This window comes from Staphylococcus sp. FW104-15G4D (assembly GCF_058790135.1).
Window position 1 is genome coordinate 926558 of sequence record NZ_JBYTCH010000001.1, and the last position, 19678, is coordinate 946235.

The 19678-nt window shown below is 33.9% G+C and carries 18 protein-coding genes; 2 read left to right on the plus strand and 16 right to left on the minus strand.

The annotated features are described in order from the left end of the window. The first annotated feature begins 32 nt into the window (after positions 1-32). A complete protein-coding gene (gene recU / locus AC3WQX_RS04480; RefSeq protein ID WP_002433974.1) occupies positions 33-659 on the plus strand; it encodes a Holliday junction resolvase RecU in 627 nt (208 codons plus the stop codon). Continuing rightward, entirely contained in the window at positions 656-2893 is a 2238-nt protein-coding gene (locus tag AC3WQX_RS04485) for a transglycosylase domain-containing protein (protein ID WP_023350255.1), read from the plus strand. The genes recU and AC3WQX_RS04485 overlap by 4 nt, the downstream gene beginning before the upstream one ends. A 142-nt stretch (positions 2894-3035) precedes the next feature. Here AC3WQX_RS04485 and AC3WQX_RS04490 read toward each other — a convergent pair whose 3' ends face one another. From AC3WQX_RS04490 to aroC, 16 genes are all read right to left on the minus strand, one after another. Further along, positions 3036-3365, minus strand: coding sequence for a YpoC family protein (locus tag AC3WQX_RS04490; RefSeq protein WP_023350254.1), 330 nt, complete (start codon positions 3363-3365; stop codon positions 3036-3038). A gap of 6 nt (positions 3366-3371) precedes the next feature. Continuing rightward, positions 3372-4031 carry an endonuclease III gene (gene nth, locus AC3WQX_RS04495; RefSeq protein ID WP_023350253.1) on the minus strand — a complete coding sequence of 220 codons (660 nt, stop codon included), beginning with the start codon at positions 4029-4031 and terminating at the stop codon, positions 3372-3374. After that, on the minus strand, positions 4021-4713 hold the full coding sequence (locus AC3WQX_RS04500) for a DnaD domain-containing protein (RefSeq protein ID WP_002433943.1): 693 nt from the start codon (positions 4711-4713) through the stop codon (positions 4021-4023). Before AC3WQX_RS04500 ends, nth begins: the two co-directional genes overlap by 11 nt. 95 nt (positions 4714-4808) lie before the next feature. Then, entirely contained in the window at positions 4809-6101 is a 1293-nt protein-coding gene (gene asnS, locus AC3WQX_RS04505) for an asparagine--tRNA ligase (RefSeq protein ID WP_023350252.1), read from the minus strand. A 126-nt stretch (positions 6102-6227) separates the two neighbouring features. Continuing rightward, positions 6228-8930, minus strand: a complete 2703-nt coding sequence (locus AC3WQX_RS04510; protein WP_023350251.1) for a helicase C-terminal domain-containing protein — start codon at positions 8928-8930, stop codon at positions 6228-6230. Between the two features lie 27 nt (positions 8931-8957). Further along, on the minus strand, positions 8958-9929 hold the full coding sequence (locus AC3WQX_RS04515; RefSeq protein ID WP_023350250.1) for a biotin--[acetyl-CoA-carboxylase] ligase: 972 nt from the start codon (positions 9927-9929) through the stop codon (positions 8958-8960). Continuing rightward, the gene (locus AC3WQX_RS04520; RefSeq protein WP_023350249.1) at positions 9916-11118 is read right to left on the minus strand and encodes a CCA tRNA nucleotidyltransferase; all 1203 of its coding nucleotides are present in this window, start codon (positions 11116-11118) and stop codon (positions 9916-9918) included. Before AC3WQX_RS04520 ends, AC3WQX_RS04515 begins: the two co-directional genes overlap by 14 nt. 1 nt (position 11119) lies before the next feature. Continuing rightward, positions 11120-12250 carry an N-acetyl-alpha-D-glucosaminyl L-malate synthase BshA gene (bshA, locus tag AC3WQX_RS04525; RefSeq protein ID WP_023350248.1) on the minus strand — a complete coding sequence of 377 codons (1131 nt, stop codon included), beginning with the start codon at positions 12248-12250 and terminating at the stop codon, positions 11120-11122. Between the two features lie 22 nt (positions 12251-12272). Next, complete coding sequence (locus AC3WQX_RS04530; protein ID WP_002453277.1) at positions 12273-12590, minus strand: nucleotide pyrophosphohydrolase; 318 nt, start codon at positions 12588-12590, stop codon at positions 12273-12275. A 170-nt stretch (positions 12591-12760) separates the two neighbouring features. After that, a complete protein-coding gene (locus tag AC3WQX_RS04535) occupies positions 12761-13456 on the minus strand; it encodes a zinc metallopeptidase (protein WP_002433625.1) in 696 nt (231 codons plus the stop codon). Between the two features lie 44 nt (positions 13457-13500). Next, entirely contained in the window at positions 13501-14100 is a 600-nt protein-coding gene (locus AC3WQX_RS04540; protein WP_049307528.1) for a DUF1405 domain-containing protein, read from the minus strand. Continuing rightward, a complete protein-coding gene (locus AC3WQX_RS04545; protein WP_030059045.1) occupies positions 14097-14663 on the minus strand; it encodes a YpiB family protein in 567 nt (188 codons plus the stop codon). Before AC3WQX_RS04545 ends, AC3WQX_RS04540 begins: the two co-directional genes overlap by 4 nt. Positions 14664-14677: 14 nt before the next feature. Beyond that, positions 14678-15922 carry a tetratricopeptide repeat protein gene (locus AC3WQX_RS04550; protein ID WP_002433612.1) on the minus strand — a complete coding sequence of 415 codons (1245 nt, stop codon included), beginning with the start codon at positions 15920-15922 and terminating at the stop codon, positions 14678-14680. A gap of 3 nt (positions 15923-15925) precedes the next feature. After that, a complete protein-coding gene (gene aroA, locus AC3WQX_RS04555) occupies positions 15926-17227 on the minus strand; it encodes a 3-phosphoshikimate 1-carboxyvinyltransferase (protein ID WP_492739856.1) in 1302 nt (433 codons plus the stop codon). Positions 17228-17236: 9 nt separating this feature from the next. Continuing rightward, on the minus strand, positions 17237-18301 hold the full coding sequence (gene aroB, locus AC3WQX_RS04560; protein WP_023350244.1) for a 3-dehydroquinate synthase: 1065 nt from the start codon (positions 18299-18301) through the stop codon (positions 17237-17239). A 26-nt stretch (positions 18302-18327) separates the two neighbouring features. After that, on the minus strand, positions 18328-19494 hold the full coding sequence (gene aroC, locus AC3WQX_RS04565; RefSeq protein ID WP_492739858.1) for a chorismate synthase: 1167 nt from the start codon (positions 19492-19494) through the stop codon (positions 18328-18330). Positions 19495-19678: the final 184 nt, after the last annotated feature.

Sequence of the window (19678 nt, forward strand, 5' to 3'; positions counted from 1 at the left end):
AGTTTTCTCATCAAACTTGTGTGGTGAATATTATGAATTATCCTAATGGTAAGCCATACTCAAAAAATAAGTCTTCGGACGGACGAAAGCCTTCACCCTTTTCAAGTAACATTGAATATGGTGGACGCGGAATGTCGCTTGAAAAAGATATAGAACAATCCAATACGTTCTATTTAAAAAGTGGCATAGCAGTCATTCACAAGAAGCCTACTCCCGTTCAGATAGTCAATGTTCACTATCCTAAACGTAGTAAGGCTGTGATTAATGAAGCTTATTTTCGTACACCTTCAACTACCGATTATAACGGCGTTTATAATGGGTATTATATCGATTTCGAGGCAAAGGAAACCAAGAATAAAACTTCTTTTCCCCTTAATAATATACATGCACATCAAGTTGAACATATGAAAAATACATATCTTCAAAAGGGAATTGTTTTTCTTATGATACGTTTCAAAACACTTGATGAAGTCTATATATTGCCATATTCTAAGTTTGAATTTTTCTGGGAAAGATATACTCAAGAAATCAAAAAATCGATTACAGTTGAAGAAATTCGGAAAAATGGTTACCATATTCCTTATCAATATCAACCAAGATTGAATTACCTCAAGGCAGTTGATAAGTTGATATTAGATGAAAGTGAGGACCGCGTATGACGGAAAATAAAGGGTCTTCCCAACCTAAAAAAAATAATAGTAAAAATGGTGGGAAGTCCGACGAACAAAAGAATAGGAATGTTAAGAGAACGATTATCAAGATAATCGGCTTTATGATTATCGCCTTTTTCGTTCTGTTGTTACTTGGTATCTTGTTGTTTGCTTACTATGCATGGAAAGCGCCAGCATTTACTGAGTCGAAACTAGAAGACCCAATTCCGGCTAAGATTTATGATAAGAATGGGGATCTAGTTAAAACGTTAGATAACGGTCAACGTCATGAACACGTCAACATTAAAGACGTACCAAAACACATGAAATATGCCGTTTTAGCAACAGAGGATAATCGATTCTATCATCACGGTGCGCTAGACTATAAACGCTTATTTGGTGCTATTGGGAAGAACTTAACTGGTGGATTTGGTGCTCAGGGTGCGTCAACTTTAACACAACAAGTTGTTAAAGATTCATTCTTAACACAACAAAAATCTATCGGTCGTAAAGCTCAAGAAGCTTACCTTTCATACCGTCTTGAACAAGAATATAGTAAAGATGAAATATTCCAAGTTTACTTGAATAAAATTTACTATTCTGATGGTGTTACTGGTGTCAAAGCTGCAGCTAAATATTACTTTAACAAGGACTTGAAGGACTTAAACTTAGCTGAAGAAGCTTATCTTGCAGGTTTACCACAAGTTCCTAACTTATATAATATTTACAATAACCCTAAAGAAGCGAATAGCCGTAAAGACACAGTGCTCTATTTAATGCATAAACATCACAGAATTACTGATAAAGAATATGCTGATGCTAAGAAACTTGATCTAAAAGCGAACTTAGTAGAACGCTCTAAGAAAGATCGTCAAGTGAACGCTAATAATAATGATTCAGAGTATGATTCTTACGTTAACTTCGTTGAATCAGAATTAATGAATAATAAATACTTCAAAGACAAGAACTTAGGCAACGTCCTACAAAGTGGTATTAAAATTTACACTAACATGGACAAAGACGTTCAAAAAACGCTTCAAGATCGTGTTAATAATGGTGGTTCTAACTACTATAAAAATGATGACCAACAAGTTGGTGCTACGATCTTAGATAGTAAAACTGGTGGTCTTGTAGCTATTTCAGGCGGACGTGACTACAAAAATGTCGTAGAACGTAACCAAGCTACAGATGCTCACCCTACTGGTTCATCATTAAAACCATTCTTAGCTTATGGTCCAGCTATTGAAAATATGCAATGGGCTACTAACCACGCAATCCAAGACGAATCTTCATATTGGGTTGATGGTTCAGAATTCAAAAACTATGATACTAAAAGTCATGGTAAAGTTTCTGCTTATGATGCTTTACGTCAAAGTTTCAATATTCCTGCTCTTAAAACTTGGCAACAAGTTAAGAAACAAGCAGGTAACGATGCGCCTAAGAAATTCGCTTCTAAGGTTGGCTTAGATTACAACAGTAAAATAGGTCCATCTGAAGTACTTGGTGGTTCATCTTCTGAATTCTCACCTACTCAATTAGCTTCAGCGTTCGCTGCAATTGCTAATGGTGGTACTTATAACAATGCTCACTCTATTCAAAAAGTAGTCACTAATGATGGTGACACTATTGAATATGATCATACTAGTCACAAAGCGATGAAAGATTATACAGCTTATATGTTAGCTGAAATCTTGAAAGGTACATTCAAAGCATACGGTTCAGCTTATGGACACGGTGTTTCAGGAGTTAATATGGGTGCTAAAACTGGTACTGGTACTTATGGTTCTGAAATTTATCAAAAATATAACTTACCAGACAGTGCAGCCAAGGACGTATGGATTAACGGATTCAGCCCTCAATATTCAATGTCAATTTGGATGGGCTTCAATAAAGTTAAACAATACGGTACTAACTCATTTGTAGGACATACTGAGCAAGAATATCCACAACATTTATTCGAAGATGTAATGTCTGATATCTCTTCTAAAGATGGTGAAGACTTCAAGAAACCTAATGATGTTAATGGTAGTGATGCGGATAACTTATCTGTTAAAGGTCACCCAGACAACGACACTACTAACCGTAGTGTTCACGGAGATAGTGATTCGTCATCAGGCAATAGCTCATCTTCAAACTCAGGTAATAGTTCTAGCAATAACAGTAGCTCTTCTCAAAGTAGCTCTGGTAACGCACTAACTCGTTTATTTAACTTAAATGCTATATTTGATAACAAAGCATCATAATTGATATAGCAAAGGTCCCAATTTCATGTTTTGAAATTGGGACTCTTTTTATATATTAAAAGAGTCAAATTGCATTGTTTGGAGGAACATCTTCCCTTTCATAACAACACAATTTGACTCTTAAATTTTTAAATAGGCTTAGTTAACGATTGCGCTGCTTCCTTATTTGATAAGAGGCATTCATTTTAATTAACTCACTTTTTAACGTTTTCATTTGTCTATATCCCATAAAATGATATTTTCTAGCAATCATATAATGATACCGTTCATCAAAATTCATAGGTACTACGGGATACTCATTTAAGTGATCAAAATTGATTTCACTGATTTCATTAATTTGTTTAAAGTAATTAAGTATCATCTCAAAATAATCATCAATAATAGGTTGAGCCTCTTGAGATTTTAACTTCTTCTGACTCGCTAACTTATCGAGTAGTGTTTCTAATTGTTCGAAATCATCTTTCTTAATCACTATAAATCACGCTTCCTTCAAACTAGCTTTATAACGTTTCTGACCTTCTCTACAATCATCTAATAAAGGACATATATCACATTTAGGTTTTCTAGCTAAACAATGATATCTTCCAAAGAAAATAAGTTGATGATGACTTCTATTCCATCTTTCACGTGGGATGATATCACAAAGACGATCCTCAACTTGTCTAACATTGTCTTTCCATCGATTAATACCTAAACGTTTAGAAACTCTTTCAACATGCGTGTCCACAGCTAAAGAAGGTTCTCCAAATGCTACACTCATCACCACATTTGCAGTTTTTCGTCCGACACCTGCTAAACTTTCTAATTCTTTATGAGTCTCTGGTATACGTCCATCAAATTGATCGAGTAATGAACGACATAATTTTTTTATATTTTTCGCTTTATTACGATATAGTCCTATTGAACGTATATCATTTTGAAGCTCTTCATCGCTAACATTAAGGTAATCTTCCGGTGTTTTATACTTTTCAAAGAGTGAACGTGTCACACGGTTGACTAAATTATCCGTACATTGAGCTGACAGTAATACAGCAATAGTGAGTTCAAATGCATTATCATGCTTTAATTCACACTCTGCGTCTGGAAATATATTCGCAATGACATCTATCATTTCTAATGCTTTCTTTTTACTTATCATCTGGTTTCTCTCCATTTAACCAATCAAATTTAGGAACTTGTTTGACTACATGTTTCATTTTAGGTTGCTTCTGATTAAATTGTTCTCTTATTTTTTTGGAGTCATCTACTGTTTTAACATTGTTCTTCTTCCAATTTAACAGTATGCGATCTATATATTTAAAACTTAATTTGTTTTGACTCAGTGCTTCGTCTAATGCTGCTTGAATGACGGATAAATCATGTTGATCCACATCTATCCATTGGTTTAATGTTTCTATTTCGTAGGGTGAAAGTGGTCTCCCAAAGGATTGTTCCATCAATTGAAATAGTTGTTTAAATTGCTCTTTACTATCTTGCTCTTGGTTATTTAAATTTTGTTTCTTTAGTATTAGGCTTAATTTCTCATAAAAAGGATCTAAATTCATATACTCAGTGAATTTACCTTCTTCGTCTTTACTCACATTTAATTCTAATAATTCGTGTTGTATTAAATTTTGAATGACGGCAGTGATTTCACGAGGTTGCATATGAGACCCTTTTTGAAGCAATTCTATAGAGGGCTGCTTATTAGACGTCTCTGATGCGTAAATCAATTTAATCAAAATCACTAAATCTTGTTCATCTATACCTAATTCCGCATAATGATCTAATAATTCTCTTCGAATTACGACAGGACGTGTTTTAAGTTGAAACAAATCCAAGTGTTTTCCCCTCCTATTTAAAATGAACGCCCAGCCGTATCAATTGACTGGACGTTTTGGCATCATTTGAAAATGAAGTTCTTACTTCGCCTCTATTATGGGTATAAACGATTTAATAAACGTGGGAATGGTGAAGTTTCACGTACGTGTTCCACTCCTGAAATCCACGCAACTGTTCTCTCTAAACCAAGACCAAAACCACTATGTGGTACACTGCCATAACGACGAAGATCTAAATAATAACTATAACTTTCTTCATCTAATTCATGTTCTTTAATACGTTGTTCTAATAAATCTAAATCATTAATACGCTCTGAACCGCCAATAATTTCGCCATAGCCTTCTGGTGCAATTAAATCAGCACATAATACTGTATCTTCATTGTCAGGGTTAGGTTGCATATAGAACGGCTTAATTTGAGTTGGGTAATTAGTTATAAACACTGGTAAATCATAATGATTAGCGATTGCAGTTTCATGAGGTGCTCCGAAATCTTCGCCCCACTCAATATCATCAAAGCCTTGTTCTTTTAAGAATTCAATCGCATCATCATATGAAATTCTTGGGAATGGTGTTGCTACTTTTTCTAACTTAGTCGTATCACGGTCAAGTGCTTTAAGTTCTAATTCACAATTTTTAAGTACTGATTGTACAACATGAGTGACATATTGTTCTTGTACCTCTAAACTCTCAGCATGATTCGTAAATGCCATTTCTGGTTCAATCATCCAAAATTCAATTAAATGGCGGCGTGTTTTAGATTTTTCAGCACGGAACGTTGGACCGAAAGAAAATACGCGACCATGTGCCATCGCTGCAGCTTCCATATATAACTGGCCACTTTGAGATAAGAATGCATCTTGGTCGAAGTATTCAGTATGGAATAACTCACTTGTACCTTCAGGTGCACTTGCAGTTAAAATTGGTGGATCAATTTTAGTAAAGCCATTGTCGTTAAAGAATTCATATGTTGCACGAATAATTTCATTTCTAATTTTCATCACGGCATGTTGTTTCTTAGAACGTAACCATAAATGACGGTGATCCATTAAGAATTCAGTACCGTGATTCTTAGGTGTGATTGGGTAATCATGCGCTTCATGAATGACTTCAATTGATTTTACTTGCATTTCATAGCCTAAATCAGAACGATTATCTTCAGTAATTGTTCCTGTTACATATAATGAAGATTCTTGAGTAATCTCTTTAGCTAATTGGAAGGTCTCTTCATCAACTTCTGATTTCACTACAACCCCTTGCATAAATCCAGTACCATCACGTAATTGTAAGAACGCGATTTTACCACTAGAACGTTTATTTGTTAACCAAGCACCAATCGTTACTTCTTGGTTTAGATGTTGTTTCGCCTGTTTAATCGTAGTCTTCATAACCAAACTCCTATTTTTCTATTCTTTTTAATACTTATTTATTTTAACAAAATCTTCTATTAACTTCTACATGTTGACTTCTGTGATTGCTTTCTTGAAAATGACTTCGCTACGTCAAATTAAACTCTATTTTCCTTTTTTAATTGATTTCTGAATGTGCCCTAGTAATTTATTGAATTGTTGAATATCCCCTTTTTTCTGGCGATAATTTTCCAAGGTTTGAGCAAAGAAATTCTTAAAATTACTATTGATTAAACGATCATCGAATGACACTATAAGCCCTTTATCATCCTCATTACGTATCAAACGACCTAATCCTTGTCTAAAGCGAGTGACAGCGTCTGGAAGGACGTAATCTTTGAACGTTGACGTAAATTCAGTGTCCATAAGCCAATATTTCGTATTGTGTTTATTCATAAATGGTAGCTTAGCTATCATGACACACTTAATACCATCAGCTTGAAAGTCGAAGCCTTCAAAGAATGTTGATGTACCTAACAAGATAGATTTTTCAAAGTTATTAAATTGTTGAACAATTTTATAATTTTGATTCTGTTGTTGAGTGAGTATCACGTAGTCTTCAAATGGTGGTAATTCGTTTAACATATCTTGAACCATATGCATCATCTTGTAACTTGTAAATAAGACGAGACATTTTGATTGAGTCATAGTGACATATTCGACAAGATAATCCACAATTGATGCCACGTAGTCTTCAATATTCTTATAATTATAAGAAGCTACATCAGTAGGAATAAAAACGCTCGTATTTTTAGAGGCTTTCATCGATGTTGATACTTCAAATGTATTAAATTCGGTATGATCGTTAAACCAATTCTTAAAGTTATCAAATGAATGATTGAAAGTTAACGTACCGGAAATAAAAGTGAGCGAATTAAATTTATCAAGAACTTGAGTTGTTAAAATATCTTTTACTGCAAAGTCTTTAACAAGCAAACGAATTGTAGACTTTTGAGTTAGATTTTTGATTGAAATATAACTTGTATGATTATCTTTTAAACTTTGCTCTATTTGTTTAAATCTATCGTTGAGATAAAGTAACTGTTTGCGAATCGATTTAATTGTTTTATGGCTAATGCCATTAAAAATTTCCAACGTTTTATTTAGTTTATCAATGAGAGCGTGTAAATCTTTTAATATATTATCAGTCTCAAATTGGTAAACATAATGATACTTATGAACTTCATCGTCATAGACTTCAGATGACTGAATAATTTCATAAATCGTTGTAAATAAACGCTCATTCAAGTCGTGGATGTCATTGATGTTTGATTTAAGTCCGAATACATCAATAGGTGCTATATCTAATTTCTCAAGAATACGTTGCTGTTCTAATTTGTCTATAGCTTTAAGTAGTTTTTCATTTTCGTTTCTACCGATTAAGCCTAATTGATATTTAATATCAGAATAGTTCAATTCATTAGTAACTTGATTTAGGGCATAATCTGGTAATCGGTGTGCTTCATCAATGATACAATCGTCGAATAATTGATATATTGAATTTTCTGCATCCGAATGAATTAAATGTGCGTGATTCGTAATACCGATTTGAATATTTTGAGCGTTACGTTTTATAAAATTGTAGTAATGGATGTCATGACGTACAGGAACGTAAGTTTCAATCTTTTGATCGAAATACATTTTCTGTCCGCCTTTTAAGTTTAATTCTTGGATATCACCTGTAGTTGTTTCTGTAATCCAAATTAATAATTGCATTTTTAGAATGCTAACTTCATAGTTATTAGTATCATCTTTTAAGATTTGACTAATCAAACCAAGTGAAATGTAATCATTTTTACTTTTGATCAGAGATGCGTTGATTTTAAATTTTAATGCCTCGTTTAATGCAGGAATATCTTTTTCAAGTAACTGACTCTGCAGTATTTTAGTATTTGTAGATATCATCACGTGTCGCCCAGTCTCAATATTGTACATGAGTGCTGCAAGTAAATATGCAAGGGACTTACCACTTCCTAGAGGCGCTTCAATCATTGCTTTATCACTATGCATCAGTTGATCAAGAATAATTTCTGAAAGATAAAGTTGTTGAGGACGATAAGTCATATTTAGAGCTTTCGTAGCTTTTTTATAAAGTGTTTTAAGAGAACCTTCAAACTTTGTTTGTGGACCTTTTAAATCTACTTGTTTACGATATATGATTTGTTCGAATTGACCAAATTGGTCATCCAATGGTTTCGATTGATTTGTTCTTACCATTTCGAAAAGGATATTGTATAAATCATATTTAAGATTTTTACTTAAATAATAAAGTTGCTTTTGCGTATCTAAAGGTAAACTTTCAAACTTTTTGAAGGCCTTAATCATTAACTTTGCAGTCGTTGTAGCATCTTCATCGGCACGATGTGCTTTGTCTAAGGGTATATCATGTGCTTGAGCGAGCTCGCTTAACTGGTAACTTTTATCTGTTGGGAACGCGATTTTAAACAATTCAAGTGTATCCATCACTTTCTTAGGTTTGAATTGAATGTCACAGTTATTGAAAGCATTTTTAATGAAATTAAGATCAAAAGAAATATTATGTGCCACGAAAATGCAATCTTTAATTTGGTCGTAAATATCCTCAGCAACTTCATTGAAATAAGGTGCTTGAGCGAGCATGTCCTCTTCAATAGATGTCAAAGCTTGAATAAATGGAGGAATTTCTAAATCAGTGCGAATCATTGAATGATAAGTATCAATAATTTTATGATTGCGTACGAAAGTAATGCCTATTTGAATAATTTCATCATAATCTAGTTGATTACCAGTTGTTTCTAAATCAACAACTGCATAGGTTGCAATTCCCATAACGCCCTCTCTCCTTGTCTTCAGTGTTTATAAATCTATATCTGCACTCATTAGTCGATGTAAATTCCCTTCGTCATCTTTCACAAGTAAGAAACCATCTTGGTCGATATCAAATGCCTCACCTATAAATTGGTGACCATTCTCGGTAAATCTTAATTGACGATTCCACATATTTGTTGCTGCAATATATTCTTCTCGAATCTTCTCAAATGGTTGCTCTAAGAATTGTTTATAACGTTTATTAATCTCATAGAGTAGTATTTTTAGAAAATCATAACGATTTATTTTATCATCAGCATGCAACCTCATACTTGTTGCAATGTGACGTATTTCATCATTAAAGTCGTCCTCAACATGATTCATATTAATACCTATACCACATATAATTGCTTCTATAGCATCATAATTAGCTACCATTTCAGTTAAAAAACCACAAATTTTCTTTTTCCCAATGTAAATATCATTAGGCCATTTAATTGCTACACGATCATTAGAGAATTGTTGAATGGCATCCCTAATTCCCAATGCGATAAATAAATTAAATTTAGGAATCATTGCAAATGGAACATTTGGTCTTAATACTAGAGACATCCACAGACCTTTACCCTTAGATGAACTCCAATTACGATTAAAGCGTCCTCGTCCTTCTGTTTGTTCATCACTTAAAATTAAAAATGATGATTTGTTGCCTACTAATGCTTTTTTAGCTTTAGTTTGTGTTGAATCAACTGAGTTATAAACTTCTATCTGATCAATTGAATCAAAATCTTTTACGATGGGTTGAACAATGCCACTGTACCATTGATCGGGGAGTGCATTGAGCTGATGACCTTTATGATTGACGGATTCGATGTCACAACCATCGTTTTTTAATTGATCGATAATTTTTTTAACGCCTGCTCGTGATATATTAAGTTGATCAGCTATAAATTGCCCTGAGATGTAATTTGGTTGATTCTCATATAACATTCTTACTACGTCTTGACTATACTTTGACATTCGCATCCACCCATTCTAGTATTTCAACTTTAGTATTCTTAATTTGTTGTGTGATAATTGCCACTTCTATTTGTCTTAACACATCTTTTAACCACGGTCCTGATTTCGTATTAAGGTGTTGGATAATATCACCACCATTGATAGCCATTTCCTTTCGATGATGGATAGGTAGCTGGTTGTAAACTTCTTCAATAGAACGTTCATTTAAGATTAAAGGATTAGGTGTGTTAAGATTGTTTTTCTTGATTGTTTCCTTAGTAGCTAATACATTTTTAATATTTTTAATGTTATTATCATAAATCACAATAATTAAATCCTGCTTAGATTGTACCTGTGGTAATGTTTTAATTAAATTCGCTAAGGTGTGAATATTAGATTTTTCGTTATTGCTTATCTTTAGTAATTTAAGTGTATCAGTAATCGGTTGCTGAGCTAGCATGATAGCGATCCACATTTCAAATTCTAATGGTTCATCGATATGAACGCGTTGCATATTAAATGAATTAAAGAATGGAATGTGCTTAAAGGCATCTATCTCCTTCATTAGATTAAAACTTTGAGCAACATTGATACCCTTAATGAGTTTCTTTAGTTCAACAACAATGCGTTCTATAGATAGGTATTGAATATCAGCAATCTGCTTGCGCATCGCATCAAATGTATTGTCTACAATCTTAAAATCGAGTTGAGCTTGAAAACGTAGTCCTCGAATGATACGTAACGCATCCTCTTCAAATCGTTCACGAGGTTCACCTACTGTACGAATCAGCCGTTCTTTTAAATCGCGTTCACCCTCAAAATAATCATATGTTTTATAATTAGAATCCATTGCAATGGCATTTACAGTGAAATCTCGACGTTGTACGTCTTGGTATAAATCACGTACGAAGTGCACTTCACTCGGTCTACGATGATCCACATAATCTTCTTCAGCACGAAATGTTGTTACTTCATAATTTTCATGATGATAAACGACATTGATAGTACCATGTTCCTTACCTATTGGAATGGTCTTCTCAAAAATATCTTCAATTTCATTAGGCGTTGCACTGGTAGTAATATCAATATCATGGATGTCTCGTCCCATGAGATAATCACGCACTGAACCCCCAACGAAGTATGCTTCAAATCCATGATGCTGAATATAATCTAATATTGGTTTGGCACGTTCAAATAACTCGTTACTCATCTTAATTTTCACCTTGTTCTAACATTTTTTTATAATAATGTTCATACTGATCAGTAATCAATTCTGAAGCAAAGCGATCACGAATATCTTCAAGCATTTTTGATTGCATTTGTTTATATAAATTGGGATTTTCTAAGAGCTGAATCGCATATTGCGCTGCTTGTTCACTGTCACCAATATTTACTATAAAGCCCGTCTCTTCATGCTTAATTACCTCTTTGATACCTCCAGCATTTGTACCAATTGGTAATACACCCGTCTTCATTGCCTCTAATAAAGTTAAACCAAAACTTTCTTTTTCACTTAAAAGTAGCACGAGATCTGATAGTTGATAAAATGCACTTACATCATTTTGTTTACCTAAAAATAGTACATGCTCTTCTACATTGAGTTCGCGAGCTTTTTGGCGCATATCTAGTAATTCTGGACCGTCTCCAAGTAATATTAGTTTACTAGGAATTCGTTCATGTACTTTGGCGAATGTTTCAATGATTGTATCAATACGTTTTACTCTTCGGAAGTTTGATACATGAATGAGTACCTTCTCTTCAGGTAATATGCCGTAACAATCCTTTAATTCTTCATTATGTCGTGTTGGGAATTCATTTTCACGAACAAAATTATAAATAGGTACAATTTCTTTATTTGTATCAATAATTTCATATGTTTGTTGTGCGAGAGAATGACTCACACTGGTAACAATGTCACTTTGTTCGATACCGAATTTAATAGCATTCTTAAGCGAATGATCATAACCAAGCACTGTAATATCTGTGCCGTGAAGTGTAGTCATGATCTTTACATCTTTGCCAGACATTTGCTTTGCTAAAATGCCACAAACCGCGTGTGGTACGGCGTAATGCATATGTAAAACGTCTAAATCGTATTCTTTAATGACGTCAGATATTTTAGTACTTAATGTGATATCATATGGCGGATATTGAAATACTGCATATTGATTCACTTCAACTTGATGGAAAGTAATATTCGGTAAAGGTTTACGTATTCTAAAAGGAATATTCGAGGTAATAAAATGAACGTCGTGTCCACGTTCAGCCATCTTTATACCAAGCTCTGTTGCAATGATTCCAGAGCCGCCCATGGACGGGTAACAAGTAATACCGATTTTCATCTGTGCCCATCCTTTCTATATATTATTTTCTTTCGAAACGATCTTTATCTCGTGTATTAAATTTCTCCATCGTTTCATTAAAACTTTCAGTCATATCTATATCTAGTGAATTAGCGATACATAATAATACAAATAAGTTATCCCCTAATTCAGCTTTGATGGTATTGTCAGCTTCAGAATCTTTTTTCTTCTTTTCACCATAATGATGATTAATTTCTCTTGCTAACTCTCCTACTTCTTCAGTCATTCTAGCGAGATTTGCTAGTGGTGAGAAGTAGCCTGCTTTGAATTGACCAATATATTCGTCAACTTCTTTTTGCATTTGTTCCATCGATTTCATTTTATGGTATTCTCCTTTAATGCGTTTCTCATATAGTATATTACAATTTGTTAGTTGATGCATTTCAAGTGCAATAATAGAAACTGCAATTTTATGTTGAAAATAAAAAACCTGGTAAGTATTACATCTACATGTAATCTTAACCAGGTTTATAAAAAGTATTTATTAAATTATTCGCTTGATCTTGCAAGTAAAATGATACGTGCAAGTTCAGCTAATGCTACTGCTGTTGAAGCAACATAAGTCATTGCTGCTGCAGATAACACTTTCTTAGCGTGTTTGTATTCTTTCTCATTTACGATATTTAAAGCAGTGATTTGCTTCATTGCTCTTGAACTAGCATTAAACTCAACAGGTAATGTCACGATTGAGAATAATACTGCAAGTGACATTAATCCAGCACCAATCCATAATGCAGTTGAACCAAATGCACTTCCGAAAGCAGTTAACACGATACCTAACATGATAACCATGTAACTTAAAGAACTACCGATATTAGCAAGTGGTACAAGTGCACTTCTAAATCTTAATGGTGCATAACCTTGTTGGTGTTGAATTGCGTGCCCAACTTCATGGGCTGCAATTGCTGTACCAGCAACTGAAGGTCTATCGTAGTTTGCAGGAGATAAACAAACAACTTTTTTACTAGGGTCATAGTGGTCTGTTAAGAATCCGTCACCTTTAACGACATCAACATCGTAAATACCATTTGCATGTAGTATTTCTTCAGCAACTTCTCTACCTGTTTTACCACTAGTGGATCTCACTTGTGAATACTTTTCATAATTAGATTTAACTTTATGTTGAGCCCACATTGGGATGACCATTAATATTACGAAATATATAATCATAGATATTAAAGACATTAAACTCACTCTCCTCTAGTATTATTTTACTGACAAAATAATGTTTAATCAAATGTTTTAACTTTCATAAAACGTTGTAAAACTAAGTATAAAATTAAGGCGCTTATACTCAGACATACTGATAATACTCCGATTTGAAATGTATGTGAAGCAATAAAGTCATAATAAGGAAATTGACCGAAACCATAATCGATTATGTCATTAATCAATACCCATATTAAAGCGACTAAGAACCCAGTCATTGTTACTTTAAAGCGTGGATAAAAATAGATAGCTTCAACGGCCATAATACCGTGGGATACAATTAACATAATACCGTTAATTGTCACTTCACCCTGCTCAACAAACATAAGAATATTCATGATAACTGCCCACACGCCATACTTAATTAAAGTTACAAAGGCTAGAGCATTTAAAATTGCGGAACGTTTGTTAAACAACATGAGCATGATAGATAAGCTTAGAAAAAGTGATGCTGTGGGGCTATCAGGTACAAATGGTTTAAAATAACGTGGAGTAATATATAGTTGTCCACTATACCAATCATAGCCGTAAATCGTTCCTGCCACATTACATATAATTAAGAAAATAAGCACCCATTTCCTATAAAGTGTCATTTCCCATATCCATTTATAGTCACTCATTGTTCTTCCTCGTGTATAGCATCAACGTCTTTCATTTTCAATGCATTTAAAATTTGTGTAAGTTGATAAAATCTCTCTGGTTCATTCATTTGTAAACTCAAATCAATATTTTCTTGTAAATTTTCAATCAAAGAAGATTGCTTTCTTTGATTCATTGAAATCGCATATAAATCTTGAACGTATGCGGAATAACTTGGTGAATGGATCAACTGTGCCAAGATTAAATCGTCGTAGCGAGGTTCATTCTTATGATTATCCGCAAAATGTATTTGAATATCTAGACGAATTGTATTATTAGCGATATATTCAAAGATTTCGTTCGTGTTAATGTATGTTTGATCGTCTTTAGTAAATTGAATTGCAGAAGCATGTGCGTTTACTTCTGCAATTTCTAAAGTATGATGTTGTTTAATTTTTTCGCTTACGAAATGAACAAGGTTCAGTTTGTCATGATTTGCTTTTAAGTAATTAAGTACCCAAACGGTAATGCGTGATTTGAAACGGTATTGAAATAGTAAATACTCTAAAAAGCTTTGTTTCATTCGTATGAGCGATTCATTCATTAGTATTCACCCACTTAAGATTGGATTCTCATAGCTTCATCATGCCAAGTTTCATTACTAGGGTCAATTTCTAATAATTTATCTAAAATTGATTTTGCTTTGTCTTTATGTCCAATTTCTAATAGATAGAAATAATAATCGCTTAAAAATTCAGACTGTGTATTTAAAGTCGGGTATGCTAATTCAAAGAAATGTTGAGCTTCTTTATCGCGTTCTTCATGACCATAAGCATATGCTAAATGCCACATAAACACAGGGTCTAAGTCTTCCTCATCTACAAAGGTAAGAAGTTGAATAATTGCTTCATAATCTTCTTCATTTCGGTATAAATCACTTAATATTAGCAATGGTTCATGATAGGCATTGTCGACTTCAAGTGCTTGTTTTAATAATTCAACACCTTCATTCGCATCGCCATGCTCTATTTCTAAGCTACCTGTAGACACCATAAGCTCTTTGTAGAACTGACTTAGTCTAAGCCCTTCTTTACCTGTTTCAATCGCATCTGGGTAGTTCTTTTCATTTTCATATAATGATTGTAAGTAGAAATAACCTTGAATAAAGTCAGGATCTTTAGACAATAATGTTTTCATGATTTTTATCGCTTCTTGCGTTAAATCGTTCTTTTCATAAGCAATAGCCTTCTTAAAATAATCCTCAGAGTTCATTTCATCTTCACTAATTTCATCAAATAATCCAATAGAATCTGTATAGTTACCACTTTGTAAACTACAGTCGGCCATTCTTGAAAATAAATTAACGCCATTCACTTGATATTCGCCCGTCTCTAATACTGTTTCATACTCAGTTGTAGCGCGTAAATATTGTCCATCAAAGTATAGTAATTCAGCTAAAGCGAAATGAATAATTGGGTCGTTAGGTTCAATTTCTAACGCTTCTTGAAGCTTATCAATGGCAACTTCCAACATATTAATTTGTTGATATAAATCAGCTTCTAGCATTAACTTTTCAGTTGATGTTTCAACTTCAGCTAAATATTCTAATGCTTCATCAGTTTGATTCTCAGACATTAATCCTTCAATAAAGTAAATAAGTAATTCACTTTCATCAGGATATTTATGATATAACGTTCTAAACACTTCTAAACCTTGAGGTGTTAAACCGAAATTATATAATGTTTCACCTAAGATAAATAACGCGTCATCGTTATTTGAACTTAATGCTTCGTTTACACGAGAGTCTAAATTCTCTAATTTTTGTAGATTGATATCGTCTATTAATTTATAGATATCTTCCATAATTTATTTTCCCTCATTTTCTAAAAGCTTTAATTTTGGTAAGAAACCTGGGAAAGATACATTAACTGCGTCAAATTGCTCTATTGTTAAAGGTTCAGAACTTAGTAACGAAGCTACAGCTAACATCATACCTATACGATGATCCGTTTGACTATCTACTGTTGCATTCGCTTTAAATTCAGAAGGATGTATAATCAATCCATCGTTTGTTGGTTGTAGGCTGAATCCTAGCATATTGAGCATATCAGCAGTTGTATCTATTCGATTCGTTTCTTTTACCTTTAATTCTTCTGCATCTTTGATAATACAAGTACCTGAAGCTTGAGTGCATAATAATGCGACTACAGGAAGTTCGTCAATCGCTTTAGGTACTATATCACCTTCAATAGTAATTGGCTTTAAAGTTGGGGTGTATTTAACTCGAATAGAAGCTGTAGGTTCAGCGTCGTGAGTCACGTTGTTTAATTCAATATTACCCCCCATAAGTTCAACGATGTCTATGATACCTGAACGTGTCGGGTTAATGCCAACATTATGAATTGTAATATCGCTTCCAGGTGTAATTAGCGCGGCTACAATAAAGAACGCTGCTGACGAAATATCTCCAGGCACATGGAAATCCTGTGCTTTGATGTGTTGAATTGCATGAGGTGAAGTTCGAATCGTCTTACCCTCAATCTCTATTGGAATATTAAAATGTTCAAACATTGTCTCTGTATGATTTCTACTCACATCAATTTCAGTGACGGTTGTTGCTTCCTCTGAAAAGATACTCGCAAATAAAATTGCACTTTTTACTTGAGCACTAGCAACCTCCATTTGATATTCTATACCTTTAATAATAGATGGCTTAATAATTAAAGGGGTATAATTTCCTTCAATACCTGAAATATGAGCATTCATTTGTAACAATGGCTTTAGGACACGATCCATAGGTCTTTTACCAATAGAAACATCACCAGATAGTACACTTTCAATTCCTAAACCACTAAGTAGTCCCGCTAATAAACGTATTGTTGTTCCAGAATTCCCCGTATATAACACTTGGTGTGGTGTCTTAAATTGTTGATAACCAGGTGAGTCAATAATGATTGTCTCTTCATGTTCAGTTATTTTAACACCTAATAACTCAAATATTTCCATAGTACGGCGACAATCTTCTCCAAGTAAAGGCTTATAAATTGTAGTTTGACCTGTCGCTAGAGATGCAAGCATGATTGCTCGGTGTGTCATGGACTTGTCTCCCGGAACTTCTATTTCACCCTTTAAAGGGCCATTGATGTCGATAACTTCACTATTAGTCATGTTTATCACCTACCTAAAATATGACTGTAATTGATTAAATGCTTTAAGGTGTCTCGTTTTATCAACATGAAGTACAATAGGACTACCCCAATCTTGAAGTAAGACCATTTGAATACCTTCACTGTTATTTTTCTTATCAAGTAACATAAATTGATATGTGTCTTCAAAATTAAGCTTAGGGATAATCTCTAAAGGATAATTTAAACATTGGAGATAATTAATGAAATGTTGAATATCATATTCGGTATGCAACATTTGATTAGCTACAATAAATTGATAGAGTATGCCTATCATTACTGCATGACCATGTGGTATTTTATGTTCATATTCCACAGCATGACCAAAAGTGTGACCTAAGTTAAGAAATTTTCTCATACCTTTTTCTTTTTCGTCTTCAACAACGATGTGCAATTTCGTTTCTATGCCTTTAAATAAGTAGTAGTCTAGTTGATTTAAAGATTTTAACTGTTTATCAGAACTAAAATGCGCCTCTATATTTTGCGTAGCTTCCTTACCATTCAATAATGCATGTTTATAGACCTCAGCATAACCACTCAAAACTTCAGTATAAGGTAGCGTTTCTAAGAAATTTAAATCATAGATGACAGCTTTAGGTCGATAAAAGGCACCGATAAGATTTTTACCATGCTTTGAATTAATACCTACTTTTCCGCCAACACTTGAATCATGTGCGAGAATCGTAGTAGGAACTTGGATAAATCCTACACCTCTTAATAGAGTTGCAGCAATGAAACCGGCGAAATCACCTGTTGCCCCTCCACCTAAAGCGATAATACATGTTTGTCGTGTTAATTGATGACTTAACAATGACTCCATTGTTTGATTGTATTGGGCAAATGTTTTAGTTTGTTCGCCAGCAGGAATGATAATTTTCTGCGCATGATGCTTTTTAGTTAAGGTATCTATTTTCTTTGAAAATTGGTGATACACATTAGCGTCAATAATGAAGAATACTTTGTCATAATCTTTGGTAAAAGAATCCAAGTATTCAATTGCATCGTGCTCCACAATAATTGGATAGTTGTTATTTTCATAAGTTGTTTCAAGTTTCATCTTATCACCTCTTAAGGATGGTGTATTTAAAATTCAATGTTTAACTGACGACGTTCTTCGATTTGTGATTTTAATTGATCGATGTGATTAGATTGGAACTCTTCCAGTAATGCTTTTGCCAATTCAAAAGCTACAACATGTTCACATACCACACTTGCAGCAGGAACCGCGCAACTATCAGAACGTTCAATCGTCGCTTTGAAGTCCTCTTTAGTATTGATATCTACTGAGTTTAAAGGTTTATAGAGTGTTGGAATAGGTTTCATTACTCCATTTACAATGATTGGCATCCCATTACTCATACCACCCTCAAATCCTCCAAGGTGATTCGTAGCTCTATAATAACCACTATCGCTATCGTAATGAATTTCATCTTGAATCTCACTACCTGGTTTTTCAGCGGCTTTAAATCCTTCGCCAAAACTAACACCTTTAAAAGCATTAATACTTACCACGCCTTGCGCGATGCGACCATCTAATTTACGATCGTAGTGAACATAACTCCCTACGCCAACAGGCATATTCTCTGCCATAACTTGAACTACACCACCAATTGAGTCGCCTTCTTTTTTTGCTTCATCAATTTTATCACGCATTTGTTGTGCGATATCTTCATTAATTACACGTACATCGTTTTTGTCAATATTGGCTTTGAAAGTTTCAGTATCATAAAGGCCTTCATCTTTAACGCCACCTATTTCAATCACACGACTGTACATATGAATATCTAGTTGTTCTAAGAGTATTTTAGAGACAGCTCCTACAGCGACGCGTGCTGCGGTTTCTCTAGCAGATGAACGCTCTAATACATTTCTTAAATCACGATGATTATATTTCATTCCTCCAACCAAATCAGCATGTCCAGGTCTAGGTTTTGTAATGGTACGCTTCATGTTTTCTCTTTCTTCATCGCTTATTGGTGCTACGCCCATAATTTTTCTCCAATGCGTAAAGTCATCGTTAGTCACGACTAAAGTAATTGGACTCCCAAGCGTATAACCATTTCTTACTCCAGAAACAATTTCAATTGCATCCTTCTCGATTTGCATACGACGTCCTCGACCATATCCGCCTTGACGTTTAAACATTTCCTTATTAATATCTTCAGCTTTAATTTCTAAATTAGCTGGTACACCTTCAATGATGACTGTAAGTTGTGGACCATGTGATTCACCTGAAGTGAGGTATCTCATGAGCGCACACTCCTTTCTCTTCTTTAATGCATTAAATTGTAATATGTTTAATATATTATCATATTCATACACACAACATAAGTCTTGAACTTTAGCGTCATGTAACTTCATTGGTGAAAATAAAGAGAACCGATTTAACTTTCGCTAAATCGGTTCTTAGTGGATAAAATGAAATTCATTTATT

Excerpts from the sequence above, each read along its gene's own strand:
- recU (WP_002433974.1), top strand. The coding sequence starts at position 33 with ATGAATTATCCTAATGGTAAGCCATACTCAAAAAATAAGTCTTCGGAC.
- AC3WQX_RS04485 (WP_023350255.1), top strand. The coding sequence starts at position 656 with ATGACGGAAAATAAAGGGTCTTCCCAACCTAAAAAAAATAATAGTAAA.
- nth (WP_023350253.1), bottom strand. The coding sequence starts at position 4,031 with ATGATAAGTAAAAAGAAAGCATTAGAAATGATAGATGTCATTGCGAAT.
- asnS (WP_023350252.1), bottom strand. The coding sequence starts at position 6,101 with ATGAAGACTACGATTAAACAGGCGAAACAACATCTAAACCAAGAAGTA.
- AC3WQX_RS04510 (WP_023350251.1), bottom strand. The coding sequence starts at position 8,930 with ATGGGAATTGCAACCTATGCAGTTGTTGATTTAGAAACAACTGGTAAT.
- AC3WQX_RS04515 (WP_023350250.1), bottom strand. The coding sequence starts at position 9,929 with ATGTCAAAGTATAGTCAAGACGTAGTAAGAATGTTATATGAGAATCAA.
- AC3WQX_RS04520 (WP_023350249.1), bottom strand. The coding sequence starts at position 11,118 with ATGAGTAACGAGTTATTTGAACGTGCCAAACCAATATTAGATTATATT.
- bshA (WP_023350248.1), bottom strand. The coding sequence starts at position 12,250 with ATGAAAATCGGTATTACTTGTTACCCGTCCATGGGCGGCTCTGGAATC.
- AC3WQX_RS04530 (WP_002453277.1), bottom strand. The coding sequence starts at position 12,590 with ATGAAATCGATGGAACAAATGCAAAAAGAAGTTGACGAATATATTGGT.
- AC3WQX_RS04535 (WP_002433625.1), bottom strand. The coding sequence starts at position 13,456 with ATGTCTTTAATATCTATGATTATATATTTCGTAATATTAATGGTCATC.
- AC3WQX_RS04540 (WP_049307528.1), bottom strand. The coding sequence starts at position 14,100 with ATGAGTGACTATAAATGGATATGGGAAATGACACTTTATAGGAAATGG.
- AC3WQX_RS04545 (WP_030059045.1), bottom strand. The coding sequence starts at position 14,663 with ATGAATGAATCGCTCATACGAATGAAACAAAGCTTTTTAGAGTATTTA.
- AC3WQX_RS04550 (WP_002433612.1), bottom strand. The coding sequence starts at position 15,922 with ATGGAAGATATCTATAAATTAATAGACGATATCAATCTACAAAAATTA.
- aroA (WP_492739856.1), bottom strand. The coding sequence starts at position 17,227 with ATGACTAATAGTGAAGTTATCGACATCAATGGCCCTTTAAAGGGTGAA.
- aroB (WP_023350244.1), bottom strand. The coding sequence starts at position 18,301 with ATGAAACTTGAAACAACTTATGAAAATAACAACTATCCAATTATTGTG.
- aroC (WP_492739858.1), bottom strand. The coding sequence starts at position 19,494 with ATGAGATACCTCACTTCAGGTGAATCACATGGTCCACAACTTACAGTC.